The sequence below is a fragment of the Methylophaga muralis genome (assembly GCF_001720165.1).
Taxonomy (GTDB): Bacteria; Pseudomonadota; Gammaproteobacteria; order Nitrosococcales; family Methylophagaceae; genus Methylophaga; species Methylophaga muralis.
In genome coordinates, this window is the sequence record NZ_MCRI01000002.1 from 1 (window position 1) to 18534 (window position 18534).

The following is an 18534-nucleotide window of genomic DNA, read 5'->3' on the forward strand; positions in this document are numbered from 1 at the left end:
CACTAGAGCTGTTGGACTTTCCGCAATATTAGAACACGACTTGTTGCATGGGATGTTAAATATAATCAATGAGTTATATCGATTACGACACCACCCAGAAAAACAATCCGAAAGGATTTGGGATTTCAAAGGCGATCTTAGATCCTCTTCTTTTTTGTATAAATAAGTTTTGAATGCCATGTTTTGACCTCCTAAGGATCTTTGTTAAACATGACAATCAATTATTCACACAGAAAGAATTTAGGCAAAAGTATTTGATTTAGGGCCGATGGTGCAGCTAAGAGAAAACAATTATTTATATGTTTATTTACTTTCGCCAAAATAAATACTCAAATCAAGCTTCGCGCTAAATCAAAAACTTGAATTAATAATGAAGCCAGCTTTTGACCCCGTTGGGTCATGCTTAACTAACCAACTTATTTATATTTATTAATAGCTATCACATCAGCACCCGCCGCCAGCCCGTCAAGATAATCAGCCCACGATTGCATCATGCGTTTACGCTCTGGCAAGTACTCAGCATAGTTGTAAGCAGCTCTTACACCATCACGCTCACTGTGAGCTAGCTGCCTTTCGATAGCGTCACGGTTCCAGCCTTGCTCGTTCAGTATGGTTGAGGCCATACTTCGGAAGCCATGCCCAACCATTTCATCACCCGTATAACCCAAACGCCGTAAAGCACCATTTACCGTGTTTTCACTCATTGGCCTAGTGATTGTTCGAATTGAGGGGAACAGATACTTTCCTGAGCCCGTGAGGGGCTTTAATGTTTCAATAACGGTTATTGCTTGCTTGGATAGCGGCACGATATGAACAGAGGCCATTTTCATTTTTTCGGCAGGTATACGCCACTCAGCTTTTTCTAAATCAAACTCTGTCCATTCGGCGTGTCTTAACTCGCCTGGACGAACAAAAACGAGCGGGGCTAGTCGTAACGCACAGATGGTGACAAATGCTCCTGAATAGCCATTGATTGCCCTTAACAGCCCGCCGATCTGCTGTGGTTCAATTATTGACGCATGATGTTTGACCTTTACCGACGGTAATGCGCCTTTCAAGTCAGTGGAGGGATCGCGTTCTGCTCTGCCGGTTGCAACGGCATAACGGAAAATCTGCCCACACTTCTGGTGGACTCTGTGAGCTGTTTCTAAAATACCTCTGGCTTCCATTCGTCTCAGCACCGCTAGCAATTCCGGTGCTTTAATATCATTGATATTTTTTGAGCCAATAAAGGGAAACACTTCTCTTTCAAGACGGTTAATTGTATTGAGGGAGTATTTTTCTGACCAACGATGCTTAAACTTTTGATGCCATTCACGGGCAACAAACTCAAAGCTTAACTGACCAGCGTTTGACAGCTTTTCAGCCTTGCGAATATCGGAAGGGTCGACACCATTAGCAATTTGTTTTCTAAGCTGATCTCGTTGCTCTCTTGCCTGCTTAAGGCCAACATCAGGATAGGTGCCAACAGATAGCCTTTTTTGCTTTCCATCAAAACGATATTTAAATCGCCACCACTTGCCGCCTGTTGTAGACACCTCTAAGTACAAGCCTTTTTCATCCGATACGGCGTAAAGCTTATCCTTTGGTTTTAGTGCTTTTATCTTCACATCGGTCAGCATGTGGTGCCAACTCCTTTACCACTGGGTCTGATGGCACCATAGTTGGCACCAATAAATGGTACATGTCAAGGGATGTGGTGAGACGTTACGATATGACAGACATAAAAAAACCCGTTATAAAACGGGCTTTTAGATACGATTTGGGACTTCGTGAAACCTATGTATGGTGCCGTCGGCCGGACTCGAACCGGCACACCCTAAAGCACTACCCCCTCAAGATAGCGTGTCTACCAATTCCACCACGACGGCAATAAACTGAGGGTTATTTTACGGAAACTCTGGAAGATCCGCTGGGCTTTCTTGTACTGGTTGTTCAATCACCACTGAGTCGGTAACGCTTTGTACTCGATCGGTGTTGCCCGCCAGATATGCCAGTGTCAGGCTGGTGATAAAAAACACTGTGGCCAGAATAGCACTGCTGCGGCTTAAAAAAGAGGCTGAGCCCTGGCTACCAAATAAGCTGGCAGAAGCACCGCCACCACCACCACCACCAAAAGCAGCACCGGCATCCGCACCTTTACCGTGCTGGATTAAGATTAAACCTACTAACAACAGTGAGATCACAACGTGAACCACCAGAATCAACGCATCCATTTAATTTCCTAATTTTGAGCTGCAGCCTGACAAATTTGAACAAATTCATCGGCATCACGTGAACCGCCACCGATTAATCCACCGTCAATATCCGGCTTGGCAAATAATGGGGCAGCATTATTACCTTTTACGCTGCCGCCGTAAAGTATTCTGAGCGATGCCGCAATTTTTGGATCATGTTTTGCGACCCGTTGACGCATGAAAGAATGCACATCCTGCGCCCATTCTGGGCTGGCTGTCTTGCCTGTGCCTATGGCCCAAACTGGCTCATAAGCCAATACCGCTTTTGACAGCAATTCGACACCTTGTTGCGCAATCAAAATATCCATCAACCGAGCAACCATCTCTTCTGTACGGCCCATTGAGTGCTCTTCCGGACTTTCGCCAATACAAATGATAGGGGTGATCCCATGACGGACTGTTATCTCAGATTTCTCGGCGATAATATGGTCGAGAAAAACTTGATCAAGGTTCAATTCTGCATACAGACAACGCCGTTCAGAATGACCAATCAGTACGTATTGGCAGCCAAAGTCTCGCAACATGGTGGCCGATATTTCACCGGTATACGCACCAGAATCAAACTGCGAAACATTTTGGGTACCCCAGAACAAACCCGTATCGGTCAAAGCGGATTGAACCTGTTGTACATAAAGTGCGGGTGGAAATAAGGCGACATCAACCGATGCAAAGGAGTCTCTTTGCGCCAGAATCGCATCAAGCAACAATTTGTTGCTTGCGCTAGAGCCGTTCATTTTCCAGTTACCAGCGACCAGCGGTTTGCGCACAGACACCTACTCTTATATAAGAATGAATCATAAAGGTTACCGACTGACCGTTGATAAAGCAATGTCATAGCGGCTTATATTGTTACCAATGAGCATGATCGAATTAATTCTGTAAAATCGTCTCGATTTGTTCTGCCAGCGTTTTGGCTAAGTGGTTGGTACGCGTGGCGTCATGACCTTCTACCATCACTCGAATAACGGGCTCAGTACCAGAAGCTCTCAGCAAAACCCGACCTTCATTACCCAGTTTTTTCTCAGTATCTTCCACTGCTGTTTGGATTTCCGGATAATCTTTTAAATTCACTAGTTTATTGAGACGCACATTAATAAGACGTTGCGGGTATTTAATTACTGCCGAACGCAGTTCATGCAGACTGCTACCGGTTTGTTGAATTTCAGCTAACACCTGTAATGCTGCGACAATGCCATCACCAGTACTGGTTTTATCAAGGCAGATAATGTGGCCGGACGCTTCGCCGCCAATCAAGCCATCAACCTGCTTAAGTTTTTCCATTACATACCTATCGCCGACGTTGGCACGATGTAATGTAATATCATGTTTTTCAAGGGCATGTTGCAAACCAAGATTCGACATTAGGGTACCGACAACATGTCCTTTACACAGCCCAGCACGCTGTCTACCACGGGCAATGATAAACAAAATATCATCACCATCGACCAGCTCACCCTTATGGTCAACCATGATCAAACGATCACCATCACCATCTAGGGCAACGCCCAAGTCGGCCTTATGTTCTAAAACACTGGCTTGTAACAAACGAGGCTCAGTGGAACCGCAGTTTTGATTGATATTCAGGCCGTCCGGTTCTGCGCCCATCAAAATAACTTCGGCACCCAACTCACGGAATACATTTGGTGCAATGTGATAGGTCGCCCCGTGAGCGCAATCAACCACCATTTTTAAATTGGATAAATCCACACCGGTCGAAATAGTACTTTTACAGAACTCGATATAACGACCTGCTGCATCGGAAATCCGATGGGCTTTACCGAGATGAGCAGAATCCACCGTTTTGATTGGTTGATCCAGCATTGCTTCGATTGCAAGCTCGACTGAGTCAGGCAATTTTGTACCTTGATCAGAGAAGAATTTAATTCCGTTATCGTGATAAGGATTATGCGAAGCACTGATTACAATGCCTGCTTGAGCGTGGAAAGTACGAGTTAAATACGCGACGGCTGGAGTTGGCATTGGACCCATTAGATAAACGTCGACACCGGCGGCTGAAAGCCCAGCCTGTAACGCAGATTCAAACATATAACCGGAAATACGCGTGTCTTTACCAATCAGCACTTTACTATTGCGTTCTTTGGCCAGAACACGGCCTATTGCCCAGCCAAGTTTTAATACAAAATCGGGGGTAATCGCACCATCGCCCACCCGGCCACGAATGCCATCTGTACCAAAATAACGTCTTTTTTGTTCAATCAAAATCACTAACCTGCATTACATGTTCACAAAGTCGAATCGCCTGTACGGTTTCTCGTACGTCATGGCTGCGTATAATTTTTGCACCTTGCCATACCGCTATCGATGCTAATGCCAAACTTCCGGCCAACCGCTCTTCAACTGATACATTCAATGTGGCACCAATAATCGATTTGCGCGATACGCCAACTAAGACAGGCAAATCAGAATCGGTAAAAACAGCTAAATGTTTCATTAATCGTAGATTATGTCGGGCCGTTTTGCCAAACCCAAATCCAGGATCAAGAATAATTTTTGAACGAGAAATACCCGCCGCTTCACAGGCAGCAATGCGTTCAGTCAGAAATGTATTTACTTCATTAACAACGTCGTCGTAATGCGGCTGTTGCTGCATGGTTTGGGGTGTGCCCTGCATATGCATAAGACATATTGGAACATTGAGTTCGGCAGCGGCCTGTAATGCCCCTTCTCCACGCAATGCATTAACATCATTTATCAGACTAGCCCCAGCCTCTACTGCAGCGCGCATAACTTCGGCTTTCATAGTATCGATGGAAATAACCACATCAAGCTCAGCGCTGATAGCTTCTATCGCAGGCACCACACGGCGGATTTCTTCTTCAACACCAACAGGTTCTGAGCCAGGCCGTGTCGATTCACCACCAATATCAATAATGGAAGCGCCATCGGCAACCAGTTTTCGTGCTTGTTCAAGGGCTTTATCGGCTGAAAAAAAACGCCCGCCATCCGAAAAGGAGTCGGGCGTTACATTGACGATGCCCATGACGTGTGGGGCGGACAAATCCAAAGATTTGCCCGCAAAGTCCATCATCATGATTTAACTATCTCAATTTAATTGATCTGCTGGTTTACCAGTTGGCTCTGGGCCTTTTTCATCAGGCTTTGCGGCTGGTGGTGGAGTCGATGATTTATCATCCCAACCTTTTGGCGCACCAGGCTCACGACCTTCCATAATGGCATCGATCTGATCACTGTCGATGGTTTCGTAAGTGATTAACAGTTTTGCCATGGTATGCAGTTTGTCGAGATTTTCTGTCAGTATATTTTTCGCCCGATCATAGTTACGGGTAATTAATGCACGAACATCTTCGTCAATCTGTTTGGCAGTTAAGTCTGAAACTGCTTTATGTTGGGTCACGCTACGACCAAGGAACACCTCACCTTCATCTTCACCATAAGACAGTGGTCCCATGTTGTCAGAAAGTCCCCATTTGGTAACCATGTTATGCGCCAGTTCGGTTGCCCGTTGAATATCGTTCGAGGCACCCGTAGTGACAGCTTCAGCCCCAAAAATCATTTCTTCGGCAAGTCGACCACCATACAGGCTGGAAATCTGACTTTCCAACTGCTGTTTGGTATAGCTGTATCGATCTTCCGTTGGCAGGAACATGGTGACACCTAAAGCGCGGCCACGCGGAATGATACTGACTTTATAGACTGGATCATGACCAGGGACACTACGACCCACAATCGCATGACCAGCTTCATGGTAAGCCGTCAGTTCTTTCTCTTTATCACTCATGACCATTGAACGGCGCTCGGCACCCATCATGATTTTGTCTTTTGCCAGTTCCAGGTCATTCATTGAAACCACGCGTTTATTTGTGCGAGCAGCAAATAAAGCCGCCTCGTTCACCAGATTGGCTAAATCAGCACCTGAGAAGCCCGGTGTACCACGTGCAATGACACTTGGATTAACATCTTCATCTGCTGGTACTTTACCCAAATGCACTTTGATAATTTGTTCGCGACCGCGAATGTCTGGTAAAGGAACCACAACCTGTCTATCGAAACGACCCGGACGTAATAAAGCTGGATCCAGTACGTCAGGACGGTTGGTCGCAGCAATGATGATGACGCCTTCATTACCTTCAAATCCATCCATCTCAACCAACAACTGGTTTAAGGTTTGTTCACGTTCGTCATTACCGCCACCTAAACCGGCACCACGGTGACGGCCCACCGCATCGATCTCATCGATAAAGATGATGCATGGAGCGTGTTTTTTGGCTTGTTCGAACATATCGCGAACACGTGAAGCACCAACACCGACAAACATTTCGACGAAATCAGAACCTGAAATTGTGAAGAACGGGACTTTAGCTTCACCAGCAATAGCTTTTGCCAGCAAGGTTTTACCAGTACCTGGTGAACCTACCATCAAAATACCGCGTGGAATACGTCCGCCCAATTTCTGGAATTTGCCCGGATCACGTAAGAAGTCGACTAATTCGTGAACTTCTTCTTTAGCTTCTTCAACACCAGCAACATCTTTGAAGGTCACTTTTACCTGATCTTCATTCAACATGCGGGCTTTGCTTTTACCAAATGACATGGGGTTTTTGCCGCCACCGCCTTGCATCTGACGCATGAAGAAAATCCACACACCAATCAGCAATAACATCGGGAACCATGAAATAAAGATTTGCATCAATAAACCAGTTTTTTCGACTGGCTCTGCTTTGATGGCAACACCGTTATCCAGCAAATCGCCGATCAAACCTGGATCATAATCAGGACTGAAAGTAGTAAATTGGCTACCGTCGGTTAATTTGCCGGTAATAGTTCGCCCTTGAATATCGACACTGGAAACCGCACCGGTTTTCACGTTACTGATAAAGGTCGAGTAATCCATTTCGCTTTGGCTGCTTTGTTGCGGCCCAAAATTGTTAAATACCGACATCAATACCATCGCGATGACGACCCATAAAACAATGTTTTTCATCATGTCACTCAATGTTTGTTACCCCTAGTAACGTTAGTTTGTTTTGCTGTCATTTCAGTCCGCGACCTAGCAGATAAACTTCACGGCTACGTGCCCGAGAAGCATCCGGTTTGCGGGTTGTCACTTTTTTAAAATGACTCCGCATGGACTTCAAAAAATCATCAAAGCCTTCACCTTGAAAAACTTTGACCAGAAAATCGCCCTGTTTACTTAAGTTATTAATTGCAAAATCCATGGCCAACTCAACCAGATGCATACTGCCAGGCTGATCTATTGCATCTACACCTGTCATATTGGGGGCCATATCCGATAATACAAGGTCTATCGACTGTCCGGCCAATACTTCGTTCAATTGCTCAAGAACATGATCTTCGCGAAAATCACCTTCAATGAAATAAACACCGGTCAATGGTGTCATTGGCAAGATATCCAACGCAATGACTTTACCGTTGTCACCGACACGATGCAAAGCATAATCTGACCAGCCACCGGGTGCGGCACCCAAGTCGACAACTGAGATACCTTTGCGAATTAATTTATCTTTCTGATCGATTTCTTCCAGTTTAAAAGTTGCTCTGGAGCGATAACCTTTCTGCTGAGCTTTTTTGACATAGGGATCATCAAAATGTTCTCTAAGCCAATTATTACTGGATTTACTTCGTGCCATATCAGGCCTGCTGTGCCATATGTTGTTTATCTGAGCTGAGTACCAGCAGCAAACCCGCAATACTTAACATCAGATATAAATTCTGGCTCAGCATATGTAAGCGTTCAAAACTCTGAGCAAGATCTGTATTCAGCCGCCAGTTTTCGATGGTTTTGATATTAGCCATCTCCGGCTGAACATACATACTGAATATCAAGGTAATAACCAGCATGCTAATCAATACCCAGAAGCGCCAGGAATGTAACACCCTGCCCCGCTGGATACTCAGCTTACCTAATAAGATTAATGTACCACTGATTAGGCCAATGACATTGACAGCGAAAAACAATTTAGCTGCATATTCTGCCGCAACCAGCGTTTCAAGACTGACAAAAGCAAGCGGAACGGCCAGATAACCAATAGACCATAGCGCACCGACCCACAATGTCAGTAATAAGCGTTCGCCAATGGTTTCAGAAAGACTCAACATCTAAGCCAGGTAATGGATGCCAGTAATTTCATATTCAATGGCACCACCAGGAGCCTGTACCGTTGCAATATCATCCACTTCTTTGCCAATCAATGCCCGTGCAATAGGCGATGAAATAGAAATTCTGTTCAGTTTGATATCCGATTCATAATCACCAACAATCTGATAGCGCACTTCAGCATCGGTATCTATATTGAGTAAATCAACCGTAACACCAAATACAACACGACCATCTTTAGGTAGTGCTGTTGGATCAATTACCTGACAATCCGCCAAAGTTGATTCCAGTTCCTGAATACGGCCTTCGGTGAAGCTTTGCTGCTCACGTGCAGCGTGGTATTCAGCATTTTCTTTTAAATCACCATGGGCGCGCGCTTCAGAAATCGCATTAACGATAGCTGGGCGTCTGACGGTTTTCAGTTCGTGTAATTCATCTTTCAGTGCCTGAGCACCACGTGCGGTAATAGGAACGGCCATTAAATCAATTCTCCATGTAACGACTGCAAACGATTTACTGACACACTGTCTTCACAGTTCAAGGCCAGAATCGTAGCGCGGGCAGCAGCTAACGTTGTGGTGTAGTTCACCTGATGTTGCAATGCCGCACGACGGATCTCTCTCGAATCCGCTACAGCTTGACGACCTTCCGTCGTATTTACAATCAGGGCAATTTCATCGTTTTTGATCATGTCCACAATATGCGGCTGACCTTCAGCAACTTTTTTCACCCGTTCACAAGGCACATCGGCTTCAATCAATGTTTGCTGTGTGCCGCGTGTAGCTAACAACGAGAAACCCAAGCCTAACAAATCTTTGGCAATACTGATAACCGTTTGTTTGTCAGCATCCCGCACAGAAATAAAGGCTTTACCACCGACTGGCAGACTGACAGAAGCCGCCAGTTGTGATTTGGCAAATGCTTCACCGAAGGTACGACCTACGCCCATAACTTCGCCCGTGGATTTCATTTCTGGCCCCAGAATAGGATCAACACCCTGGAATTTAATGAATGGGAATACCGCTTCTTTAACTGAATAATAAGAAGGTATCACTTCTTTGGTGACGCCCTGCTCTGCCAAACTCATGCCAGCCATACAACGTGCGGCAACTTTCGCCAACGGTACACCGATAGATTTGGATACATAAGGCACAGTACGTGAGGCACGTGGGTTCACTTCCAGAATGAAAATGCGATCACCCTGAATGGCAAACTGGGTATTCATCAGTCCCACTACGCCCAGTTCAAGTGCCATTTGTTTAACCTGCACCCGTAACTGATCCATGATTTCCTGGCTAAGGCTATAAGGCGGTAACGCACAGGCGGAGTCACCTGAATGCACACCGGCCTGTTCAATATGTTCCATGATGCCGCCGATAAGCACTTCCTTGCCGTCACAAATTGCATCTACATCGACTTCAATCGCATCATCAAGAAAACGATCCAGTAACACCGGAGAATCATTGGAAACCGATACGGCTGTCAGCATATAACGTTGTAATTCTTCTTCGTTATAAACGATTTCCATTGCACGGCCGCCTAATACATAAGACGGACGCACCACTAATGGATAACCAATTTCGGCAGCCAGTGACACAGCGGTATCAACCGAATGTGCCAAACGATTAGGTGGTTGTAACAAGCCGAGCTTTTCAACCATTTGCTGGAAGCGTTCACGATCTTCCGCATGGTCAATCGCATCAGGAGAAGTACCAATAATCGGCACACCAGCAGCTTCTAACGCCCGAGCCAGTTTAAGTGGCGTCTGACCACCAAACTGCACAATTACGCCTTTAGGTTTTTCCAGTGCAACAATTTCCAGCACGTCTTCAAGCGTCAATGATTCAAAATACAGACGATCTGACGTGTCGTAATCGGTAGAAACGGTTTCCGGATTACAGTTGACCATAATGGTTTCATAACCATCGTCGCGTAATGCCAATGCCGCATGAACACAGCAGTAATCAAACTCGATACCTTGACCAATGCGGTTTGGGCCACCACCTAAAATCATGATTTTTTCACGATCGGTCGGGTTGGCTTCGCACTCTTCATCATAGGTTGAGTACATATACGCCGTAGAGGTTGAAAACTCTGCGGCGCAGGTATCAACACGTTTATAAACCGGACGTACTCCCAGCGCATGACGATGGCTGCGGAATTGTTTTTCAGTTTTATGTAACAATTTTGCCAGACGTGAATCAGCGAAACCTTTACGTTTCAACGCACGCATTTCGGCTTCATCGATATCGTTCAACGAACGCTCTTTAAGCTGATTTTCAATCTCAACCAGTTCCTGAATCTGTATCAGGAACCATGGATCGATATGCGTCAGTTGTTGAATTTCTTCAAAGCTCATGCCGAATCTAAAGGCATCACCAACATACCAAAGACGGTCTGAGCCTGGCAGATTTAATTCGCGGCGTAACACTTCTGCCGTATTTTCTGCTTTCAGATCCAGAATTTCGTTAAAACCATCACGATCGATTTCCAGCCCGCGCAGTGCTTTTTGCAAAGATTCCTGGAAGTTACGACCAATAGCCATAACTTCACCGACTGATTTCATCTGAGTACTCAGACGATTATCGGCCAACGGGAATTTCTCAAAGGTAAAGCGTGGAATTTTAGTGACTACATAATCAATAGTCGGTTCAAATGACGTCGGCGTAGCATTACCGGTAATTTCGTTTTGCAACTCATCAAGGGTATAACCAACAGCCAGTTTCGCTGCGACTTTGGCAATCGGGAAACCAGTTGCTTTCGAAGCCAAAGCAGATGAACGTGACACCCGTGGATTCATTTCGATAATGATTAAACGGCCAGTTTCCGGGTTCACCGCAAACTGCACGTTCGAACCACCGGTTTCCACACCGATCTCACGCAGAACAGCCAACGAGGCGTTACGCATGATTTGGTATTCTTTATCGGTCAGTGTTTGAGCTGGTGCTACCGTGATTGAGTCACCGGTATGCACACCCATGGCATCAAAGTTTTCAATCGAACAAATGATAATGGCGTTATCTTTTTTGTCACGCACCACTTCCATTTCATATTCTTTCCAGCCGATGATTGATTCTTCAATCAACAACTCGGAGGTCGGGCTCAGATACAAACCGCGCTGGCAGATATCCACAAAGTCTTCACGGTTGTAGGCGATACCACCACCACTACCGCCCATGGTAAATGACGGACGGATAATAACCGGGAAGCCGAACTTCTGTTGCACTTCCAGAGCTTCTTCAAGTGAGTGAGCAATATCCGATTGCGGCATATCCAAACCGATCTTACGCATCGCTGCACGGAACAAATCGCGGTCTTCGGCTTTGTTGATGGCTTCACTGTCAGCGCCAATCATTTCAACGCCGTATTTTTTCAATACGCCATGTTTTTCCAATGCCAGTGCACAATTCAACGCTGTTTGTCCGCCCATAGTCGGCAGAATGGCATCGGGACGTTCGACTTCAATGACCTTGCTGACCGCTTCCCAGGTAACTGGTTCGATATAGGTGGCATCGGCCATATTAGGGTCGGTCATGATGGTTGCTGGGTTGGAATTCACCAGAATGACGCGATAACCTTCTTCTCGCAGAGCTTTACAAGCCTGTGCGCCAGAATAATCAAATTCGCAGGCCTGACCGATAACAATCGGACCAGCACCCAGAATCAGAATGCTTTGAATATCAGTACGTTTAGCCATTGTGTGTTATTTACCTGTCGCTTGTTCGAGTAGGTCGATAAAGTGATCGAATAGAGGTGATGCATCCTGCGGACCGGGACTGGCTTCCGGATGTCCCTGAAAGCTGAATGCCGGTTTGGTTTTATGATGAATACCCTGCAATGTGCCATCAAATAAAGAACGATGCGTGGTTTCAACGGTGTCAGGCAAAGTGGATTCATCTACGGCAAAGCTGTGATTCTGACTGGTAATCATCACCAGTCCTGCCAGCAATTCCTGCACCGGATGGTTGGCACCATGATGACCGAATTTCATTTTTTCGGTTTTAGCACCACAGGCCAATGCCAGTAACTGATGTCCCAGACAGATACCAAAAATCGGCATCTCTTTATCAAGGAAATACTGAATCGCCTTGATTGCATAATCACATGGTTCAGGATCCCCGGGTCCATTGGCCAGGAAAATGCCATCAGGATTCAACTTCATGACTTCTTCAGCAGGCATTTGCGCAGGCACTACCGTCAATTTGCAGCCACGTTCGGTGAGCATACGCATGATGTTTTTCTTGATGCCGTAATCATAGGCAACCACATGAAAACGCGGTTCGGCTTTACGAGACTGGTTGTCGATATGCCAGACACCTTCAGTCCATTCATAAGCCTGTTTGGTAGAAACTTCTTTGGCCAGATCCATGCCTTTTAAGCCGGCAAACGCTTTGGCTGCAGCAATGGCCGCATCCACATCAATATTGTCACCGGCAACGATACAGCCTTTTTGTGCACCTTTTTCGCGTAACAGACGTGTCAGACGACGAGTATCAATACCAGCCAATCCCACTACATTGTGGCGTTCCAGGTATTTATCCAAAGCTTCTTCACCACGCCAGCTGGACATCACCGGTGACAATTCACGGATGATTAAGCCACTGGCATAAATCTGCTCGGATTCTTCATCGTCTTTGTTCACACCAACATTACCGATATGCGGATAGGTCAGCGTGACGATTTGGCGGCAGTAGGACGGATCAGTAATGATTTCCTGATAACCTGTCATGGCGGTGTTGAAAACCACTTCACCAACTGACTGACCCACAGCACCGATTGATTCGCCGTGAAAGACCGTGCCATCTTCAAGAGCAAGTAGCGCAGTTGTACGCAAGGGGAACCTCCACCAGATAAAAAAGGGACAGGGGACTTGACGTGCACCCCAGACAAAATCTTTGCAATTTTAGCGCATCTGCAGCCTATGCGTCCACGCTAAAAACGATGACAAGTTACCTTGCCAACGGTAGTATGAAGCGCAGCTTATTGACCTGGCAGAACTTATGACCCAACAGTATTTTAATTTTTCAGGCTTTCCACAACAAAGACCGCGCCGTTTGCGCAAAGATGACTTCTCTCGACGGCTGGTTCGTGAGCACCAGTTAACCGTCGATGATCTGATTTATCCGTGTTTTGTACTCGAAGGGCAAAATCAACGAGAAAAAGTCACTTCAATGCCCGGCGTGGAAAGACTGAGCATTGATCTGCTGCTTCAGGAAGCTGAAATCATCCACAAGTTGGGCATTCCAATGATGGCATTGTTTCCAGTGACGCCATTGGAGCAAAAATCCCTTGATGCTGCTGAAGCGTTTAATCCCGATGGTCTGGCGCAACGCGCTGTCAGAGCATTAAAAAAAGCCTTTCCCGATTTAGGCGTGATGACAGATGTTGCCTTGGACCCCTTCACTACTCATGGTCAGGATGGTTTGATTGATGATAATGGCTACATAATTAATGATGAAACAGTCGAAGTATTAATCAAACAGGCTTTATCTCATGCCGAGGCGGGAGCGGATGTAGTCGCCCCCTCCGATATGATGGATGGAAGAATTGGTGCAATTCGTAACGCTCTGGAAAATGCCGGATACATTCATACGCGTATCATGGCTTACTCGGCAAAATACGCCTCGAGTTTTTACGGTCCATTTCGCGATGCCGTGGGCAGCGCTGGCAATTTAGCCGGTGGCAATAAATTCAGTTATCAGATGGATCCAGCCAATTCCAATGAAGCCTTACATGAAGTGGCACTGGATATTCAGGAAGGTGCTGATATGGTAATGGTCAAACCGGGCATGCCTTATCTTGATGTGTTGTATCGGGTCAAACAGACCTTTCAGAAACCGACTTTTGTTTATCAAGTCAGCGGCGAATATGCGATGCTCAAAGCCGCAATATTGAATGGTTGGCTAAGTGAAGAAGTGATTATGGAAAGCCTGTTAGCATTTAAACGTGCTGGCGCTGACGGTATCCTCACCTACTTTGCCAAAGATATTGCACAACAGTTACAGCGCTAAATCATGACAGATAAATACGCCGTGATCGGTAACCCGATCCACCATAGTAAATCCCCGTTGATTCATGCTGAATTTGCCAGACAAACCGGTGAGAATATTGAATACACAGCGATTGAAGTACCGTTGGACGGATTGCAGAACAGTCTTCAACAGCTTCGCGATGTGCTTAAACTAAAAGGCGTCAATGTGACGGTGCCCTTTAAGGAGCAGGTCTGGGCGATAACCAATCAAAAATCCGCTCGCGCTGAATTGGCCGGAGCGGTAAATACTGTTGTATTTAATGATGATGGCACCCTGTTCGGAGACAATACTGATGGGGTTGGCCTGTGTCGGGATTTGACAGTCAATCATCAGGTCGAACTTGCTGGTAAACGAATTTTATTGCTGGGAGCCGGTGGCGCCTCACGTGGGGTAATTGCTCCATTACTGGAATATCAACCTGCCAACCTATTTATTGCCAATCGAACAGCGGAAAAGGCCAGTCATATTGCAGAGTTATTTGCAGAACTTGGCAATATCCATGGCGGTGGGTTTGACCATATCGACGGTGAATTTGATGTGGTGATTAATGCCACTGCAGCCAGTTTACAGGGTGAAGTCCCGCCATTACCTGATGCAGTGCTGGCAAGCGGTGCCTGCTGTTACGACATGATGTACAGCGATACCGATACGGCATTTATCCAATGGGCTAAAGCGCATAAGGCAGCCAAAACAATTGATGGTCTGGGCATGCTGGTTGAGCAGGCAGCAGAAGCTTTTTTTATCTGGCGTGGCGTGTATCCACAGACCACTTCAGTGATCTCAATGCTGCGTGATAAATCCTAAACGACACGCATAAAAAAACCTCACCCTGAGTAAAAGTCAGGATGAGGTTGGCGATAGGATTTACAGTTTTTTTCTGTCTTGCATTTTTTGTTCGTATTCAGCCATTTTTTGCTGTAATTGTTGTTGCTGTTCCGGTGTCAACAGTTTGAAAATTTGATTATTAAGTTGTGCTCTATCAGCTAAACGTTTTTCGTGTGCTGTCGTTGTATCGGCAATAATCGCATCCAGTTTGGCCTGATCTACCGTTTCTGCAAAACTCAACTCAGCAAGTTGTTTGTGTGTTTGCCAATGAGATTTCATAGCTGATTTATCCTGATGCTGTGCTTCAACCAAGGTTTTGATTTCCGCTTTTTGTGCCTCCGTTAAATCAATACCTTTGAGCATGCGCGGGATACCATCATGTTCTTTGTGATTTTTCTTCATCTCACTGTATTTGCCATCTTCACCACAACTTTTATGTTTATCGGCCATGGCGGGTGCCGTTAAAAATAAGGCTGGAACGATGCTTAACATCATTAATTTATTACGCATTTGGTTTCTCCTGAAACGGTTTATTTAAACTGCTCGCTGTCAGCTGACAGGCGTGGCTACAGTATTGTCGTAAAAACTGTAAATGACTGTTTTGATATGTAAATTCAGGTAAAAGCATAATTTACAATTAGCTGAATATTGCTCCAGACCTTATTATTAGCCTCAAACCATATGAGGATGTTTCTGTGAGCAGCGTATTAATCATTGATGACGATGTAATTCTTTCTGGATTGTTTCAGGATTATCTGGAAGAGGAAAAATTTCAGGTTCGCACAGCAGACACGGCAACAGAAGGACTACAGCTTGCCTTGCAAGGTGGATTCGATATTGTGATCCTTGATGTGATGTTGCCTGATATGAGCGGCACGGAAGTATTAAAGGCTATTCGCAAGCAAAGTCATGTACCTATTTTGATGTTTACGGCAAAAGGTGACGACGTTGATCGCATTATGGGACTGGAATCGGGTGCCGATGATTATGTTCCAAAACCTTGCACACCAAGAGAATTGATTGCCCGAATCAAAGCCATTTTACGTCGTAGCGAAATTACCCGACAGCAACAACAGGATGAAACTGTTATTCAAATCGGTCCATTACAGTTGTGGCCACAACTACGCAAAGCTGTTTGGTTCGATCTGGCGCTTGAGCTCACCAGTACTGAATTCAGTTTGCTCGAAGCGCTGGCAAGAAATGCCGGGCAAGTCGTCAGTAAAAATGCTTTATCGGAGGCGGCTTTAGGCCGTCCATTAGCACGTTTTGATCGGAGTATTGATGTGCATATGAGCAGTATTCGTCACAAGCTCGGTCAGCAGCAGGATGGTCATTCCTACATTCAGACGGTGCGTGGCAAAGGCTATCAGTTGATTAAATAATGCGTAGTTTATTCTGGAAATTCTTTTTTGCTTTTTTACTGGCCTTATTGCTGACCAGTATCGGGGTGGCCAGCGGTATGTGGTTACGTCACAATGCAGAGCGTCAGTCTTTTGAAGCAATTCCGGTACAAGTCGGCTGGAAAGCAGCAGATTTAGTCGATAGTGCGTCAGACATAGTTCACTATGCCGGTATTGAACCACTGAAAAAATACCTAAAAGATAAGCAACGCAATGAAATTACCATTTTTGCCATTACTCAGGACAATAATGATGTTCTGGGGCGCGATGTCGATGAAAACCTGCTGATTTCAACCCGCCAATTATTATTGGATAATCCAGAAATCCGCTCAATTCGTCAGGCAATATCCGTCGATGGCAAAGCCTTGTTGCTATTTATTCCGTCACCGGAAAAGCTCAGCCAACGATTCACTCCACCAAAACGTCCCAAACCACCGCCATTTTTATTATTGTTAAGCATGTGGATCATTTCGGGATTGTTATTTAGTGGCTTACTGGCCTGGTGGTTTACCAAACCAATCCGCATTCTACGAAAAGCATTTGATGATGTGGCGGATGGCAAATTACATACCCGTATTCGACCGGCAATGGGTAAACGACGTGATGAATTGGCTGAGTTAGGCCAAAACTTTGACCATATGACCAGTCGTATCAGTCAATTACTCACTGCACAAAAACGCTTGTTGCATGATGTATCACACGAATTACGTTCGCCATTGGCACGCATGCAAGCAGCTATAGGACTGGCCCAGCAAAATCCAGATAAAACTGCCAAAATGCTGGATCGAGTTGAACGCGAATCAGAACGTATAGATCAGTTGATTGGAGATCTGCTGAATTTATCCAGACTGGAAACCCCGACCAGTGAAAATGATGGCAGACAAGATTTCGATTTTACTGAGATGCTGCTGGATATCATTGAAGATGCGCGCTTTGAGGCGCAAAACAAGGCAATTCAAATCGAGCATAACGATATCAAACAAATCAGCTTGTTTGGCCGTGCTGAACTTATTCACAGTGCTATCGAAAATGTATTACGCAATGCGATTAAATATTCACCTGATAATGGCGTTATTCAGTTAACTATCGAAAAATTATCTCAGCGATTGCAAATCCGTATTGAAGATCAGGGACCTGGAATTGCCCCACAGGATTTACAACTGATTTTTCAACCATTTTTCCGTAGTCGGGAAAATCAACATCAGAATGGAATTGGCTTAGGTTTGACAATTGCTCATCGTGCAATTGAAATTCATGGTGGAGAAATTTCAGCAGCAAACAGACCAGAAGGCGGACTTAGAATAACCATCTTCCTTCCAGTCTGATGCACGATTAATTTATATAGAAAATATTAGTTAGAGACGCCGCAGGCAACTCGTGCCCCGCCACCACCTAATGGCTCTGGATGATCAGAGTGATTATCTCCACCGGCATGCACCATCAACGACCGACCTTGTAAATCAGCTACCGTTAAACGCGGTGCTAAAACAGGATGAGTTGCTGTGCCGTCTTCAGCGACATACAAGGGGGGTAAATCACCTGCATGGCCACTGCCCCAAGGCGTGTCATGTTTGCCAGTGTTATAGGGATCATAATGTCCGCCTGCAGCCAATGCTGGCACCATTTGACCATCTTTCTCGGCGGCATCACAGCTCGGATTTTCATGCACATGAAAACCATGTAAACCAGGAGACAATGCTTTCAAATTTGGTGTAAAAACTAGCCCGAAAGCAGATTGATGTATCTCAACCGTACCTAAACTCTTCCCTGTTCCCTGTTTATCTACCTCAAAAATTTCTATTTGGGTGCTCGCAGCTGCAGTCGTCGCAGCCAATGCCATCATAATGCTTGTTAATAGTTTCATAATCCCTCCAAAAATAGCCGTGACACTCAATCGGACTCAGTTAAAAGCATGGAGTTCAAACTTCAAACAAGCGAATCAT

The 18534-nt window shown here is 45.5% G+C and carries 17 protein-coding genes and 1 tRNA gene; 4 read left to right on the top strand and 14 right to left on the bottom strand.

What is annotated here, in order from left to right; genetic code table 11:
* Positions 1 to 416 precede the first annotated feature (416 nt).
* The 12 genes from A9E74_RS01645 to carA all read right to left on the bottom strand — a co-directional run bounded on the left by A9E74_RS01645 (position 417) and on the right by carA (position 13168).
* A complete protein-coding gene (locus tag A9E74_RS01645; protein WP_069294940.1) occupies positions 417 to 1622 on the bottom strand; it encodes a tyrosine-type recombinase/integrase in 1206 nt (401 codons plus the stop codon).
* 164 nt (positions 1623 to 1786) lie between these two features.
* Positions 1787 to 1871: transfer RNA gene (locus tag A9E74_RS01650), tRNA-Leu, on the bottom strand.
* 18 nt (positions 1872 to 1889) lie between these two features.
* Positions 1890 to 2216 carry a preprotein translocase subunit SecG gene (gene secG / locus A9E74_RS01655; RefSeq protein WP_069294941.1) on the bottom strand — a complete coding sequence of 109 codons (327 nt, stop codon included), beginning with the start codon at positions 2214 to 2216 and terminating at the stop codon, positions 1890 to 1892.
* Between the two features lie 8 nt (positions 2217 to 2224).
* Positions 2225 to 3004, bottom strand: a complete 780-nt coding sequence (tpiA, locus tag A9E74_RS01660; protein WP_069294942.1) for a triose-phosphate isomerase — start codon at positions 3002 to 3004, stop codon at positions 2225 to 2227.
* A 103-nt stretch (positions 3005 to 3107) separates the two neighbouring features.
* Positions 3108 to 4457 carry a phosphoglucosamine mutase gene (gene glmM / locus A9E74_RS01665; RefSeq protein WP_084002846.1) on the bottom strand — a complete coding sequence of 450 codons (1350 nt, stop codon included), beginning with the start codon at positions 4455 to 4457 and terminating at the stop codon, positions 3108 to 3110.
* Positions 4450 to 5289 (bottom strand): dihydropteroate synthase, encoded by an 840-nt coding sequence (folP, locus tag A9E74_RS01670; RefSeq protein WP_069294943.1) that lies wholly within the window; start codon positions 5287 to 5289, stop codon positions 4450 to 4452. Before folP ends, glmM begins: the two co-directional genes overlap by 8 nt.
* 12 nt (positions 5290 to 5301) lie before the next feature.
* Positions 5302 to 7203 carry an ATP-dependent zinc metalloprotease FtsH gene (gene ftsH, locus A9E74_RS01675; protein WP_069294944.1) on the bottom strand — a complete coding sequence of 634 codons (1902 nt, stop codon included), beginning with the start codon at positions 7201 to 7203 and terminating at the stop codon, positions 5302 to 5304.
* A gap of 46 nt (positions 7204 to 7249) precedes the next feature.
* The gene (gene rlmE / locus A9E74_RS01680) at positions 7250 to 7867 is read right to left on the bottom strand and encodes a 23S rRNA (uridine(2552)-2'-O)-methyltransferase RlmE (RefSeq protein WP_069294945.1); all 618 of its coding nucleotides are present in this window, start codon (positions 7865 to 7867) and stop codon (positions 7250 to 7252) included.
* 1 nt (position 7868) lies between these two features.
* The gene (locus A9E74_RS01685) at positions 7869 to 8336 is read right to left on the bottom strand and encodes a DUF4149 domain-containing protein (RefSeq protein ID WP_069294946.1); all 468 of its coding nucleotides are present in this window, start codon (positions 8334 to 8336) and stop codon (positions 7869 to 7871) included.
* Positions 8337 to 8813 carry a transcription elongation factor GreA gene (gene greA, locus A9E74_RS01690; RefSeq protein ID WP_069294947.1) on the bottom strand — a complete coding sequence of 159 codons (477 nt, stop codon included), beginning with the start codon at positions 8811 to 8813 and terminating at the stop codon, positions 8337 to 8339.
* Positions 8813 to 12031, bottom strand: coding sequence for a carbamoyl-phosphate synthase large subunit (carB, locus tag A9E74_RS01695; RefSeq protein WP_069294948.1), 3219 nt, complete (start codon positions 12029 to 12031; stop codon positions 8813 to 8815). The genes greA and carB overlap by 1 nt, the downstream gene beginning before the upstream one ends.
* A 6-nt stretch (positions 12032 to 12037) precedes the next feature.
* A complete protein-coding gene (gene carA / locus A9E74_RS01700) occupies positions 12038 to 13168 on the bottom strand; it encodes a glutamine-hydrolyzing carbamoyl-phosphate synthase small subunit (RefSeq protein WP_069294949.1) in 1131 nt (376 codons plus the stop codon).
* A gap of 166 nt (positions 13169 to 13334) precedes the next feature.
* Between carA and hemB the strand changes: the two genes are divergently transcribed.
* Both hemB and aroE read left to right on the top strand, forming a co-directional pair.
* Entirely contained in the window at positions 13335 to 14345 is a 1011-nt protein-coding gene (gene hemB, locus A9E74_RS01705; protein WP_176718892.1) for a porphobilinogen synthase, read from the top strand.
* Positions 14346 to 14348: 3 nt separating this feature from the next.
* Positions 14349 to 15170 (top strand): shikimate dehydrogenase, encoded by an 822-nt coding sequence (gene aroE / locus A9E74_RS01710; RefSeq protein ID WP_069294951.1) that lies wholly within the window; start codon positions 14349 to 14351, stop codon positions 15168 to 15170.
* A 60-nt stretch (positions 15171 to 15230) separates the two neighbouring features.
* On the opposite strand, the gene A9E74_RS01715 is transcribed toward aroE, so the two are convergent.
* Positions 15231 to 15701, bottom strand: coding sequence for a Spy/CpxP family protein refolding chaperone (locus tag A9E74_RS01715; RefSeq protein ID WP_069294952.1), 471 nt, complete (start codon positions 15699 to 15701; stop codon positions 15231 to 15233).
* A gap of 185 nt (positions 15702 to 15886) precedes the next feature.
* On the opposite strand from A9E74_RS01715, the gene A9E74_RS01720 reads away from it, so the two are divergent.
* Complete coding sequence (locus A9E74_RS01720; protein WP_069294953.1) at positions 15887 to 16573, top strand: response regulator transcription factor; 687 nt, start codon at positions 15887 to 15889, stop codon at positions 16571 to 16573.
* Positions 16573 to 17916, top strand: a complete 1344-nt coding sequence (locus tag A9E74_RS01725) for an ATP-binding protein (RefSeq protein WP_069294954.1) — start codon at positions 16573 to 16575, stop codon at positions 17914 to 17916. The genes A9E74_RS01720 and A9E74_RS01725 overlap by 1 nt, the downstream gene beginning before the upstream one ends.
* A gap of 26 nt (positions 17917 to 17942) precedes the next feature.
* Here the strand turns inward: A9E74_RS01725 and sodC are convergent, their stop codons facing one another.
* On the bottom strand, positions 17943 to 18455 hold the full coding sequence (gene sodC, locus A9E74_RS01730; RefSeq protein WP_069294955.1) for a superoxide dismutase family protein: 513 nt from the start codon (positions 18453 to 18455) through the stop codon (positions 17943 to 17945).
* Positions 18456 to 18534: the final 79 nt, after the last annotated feature.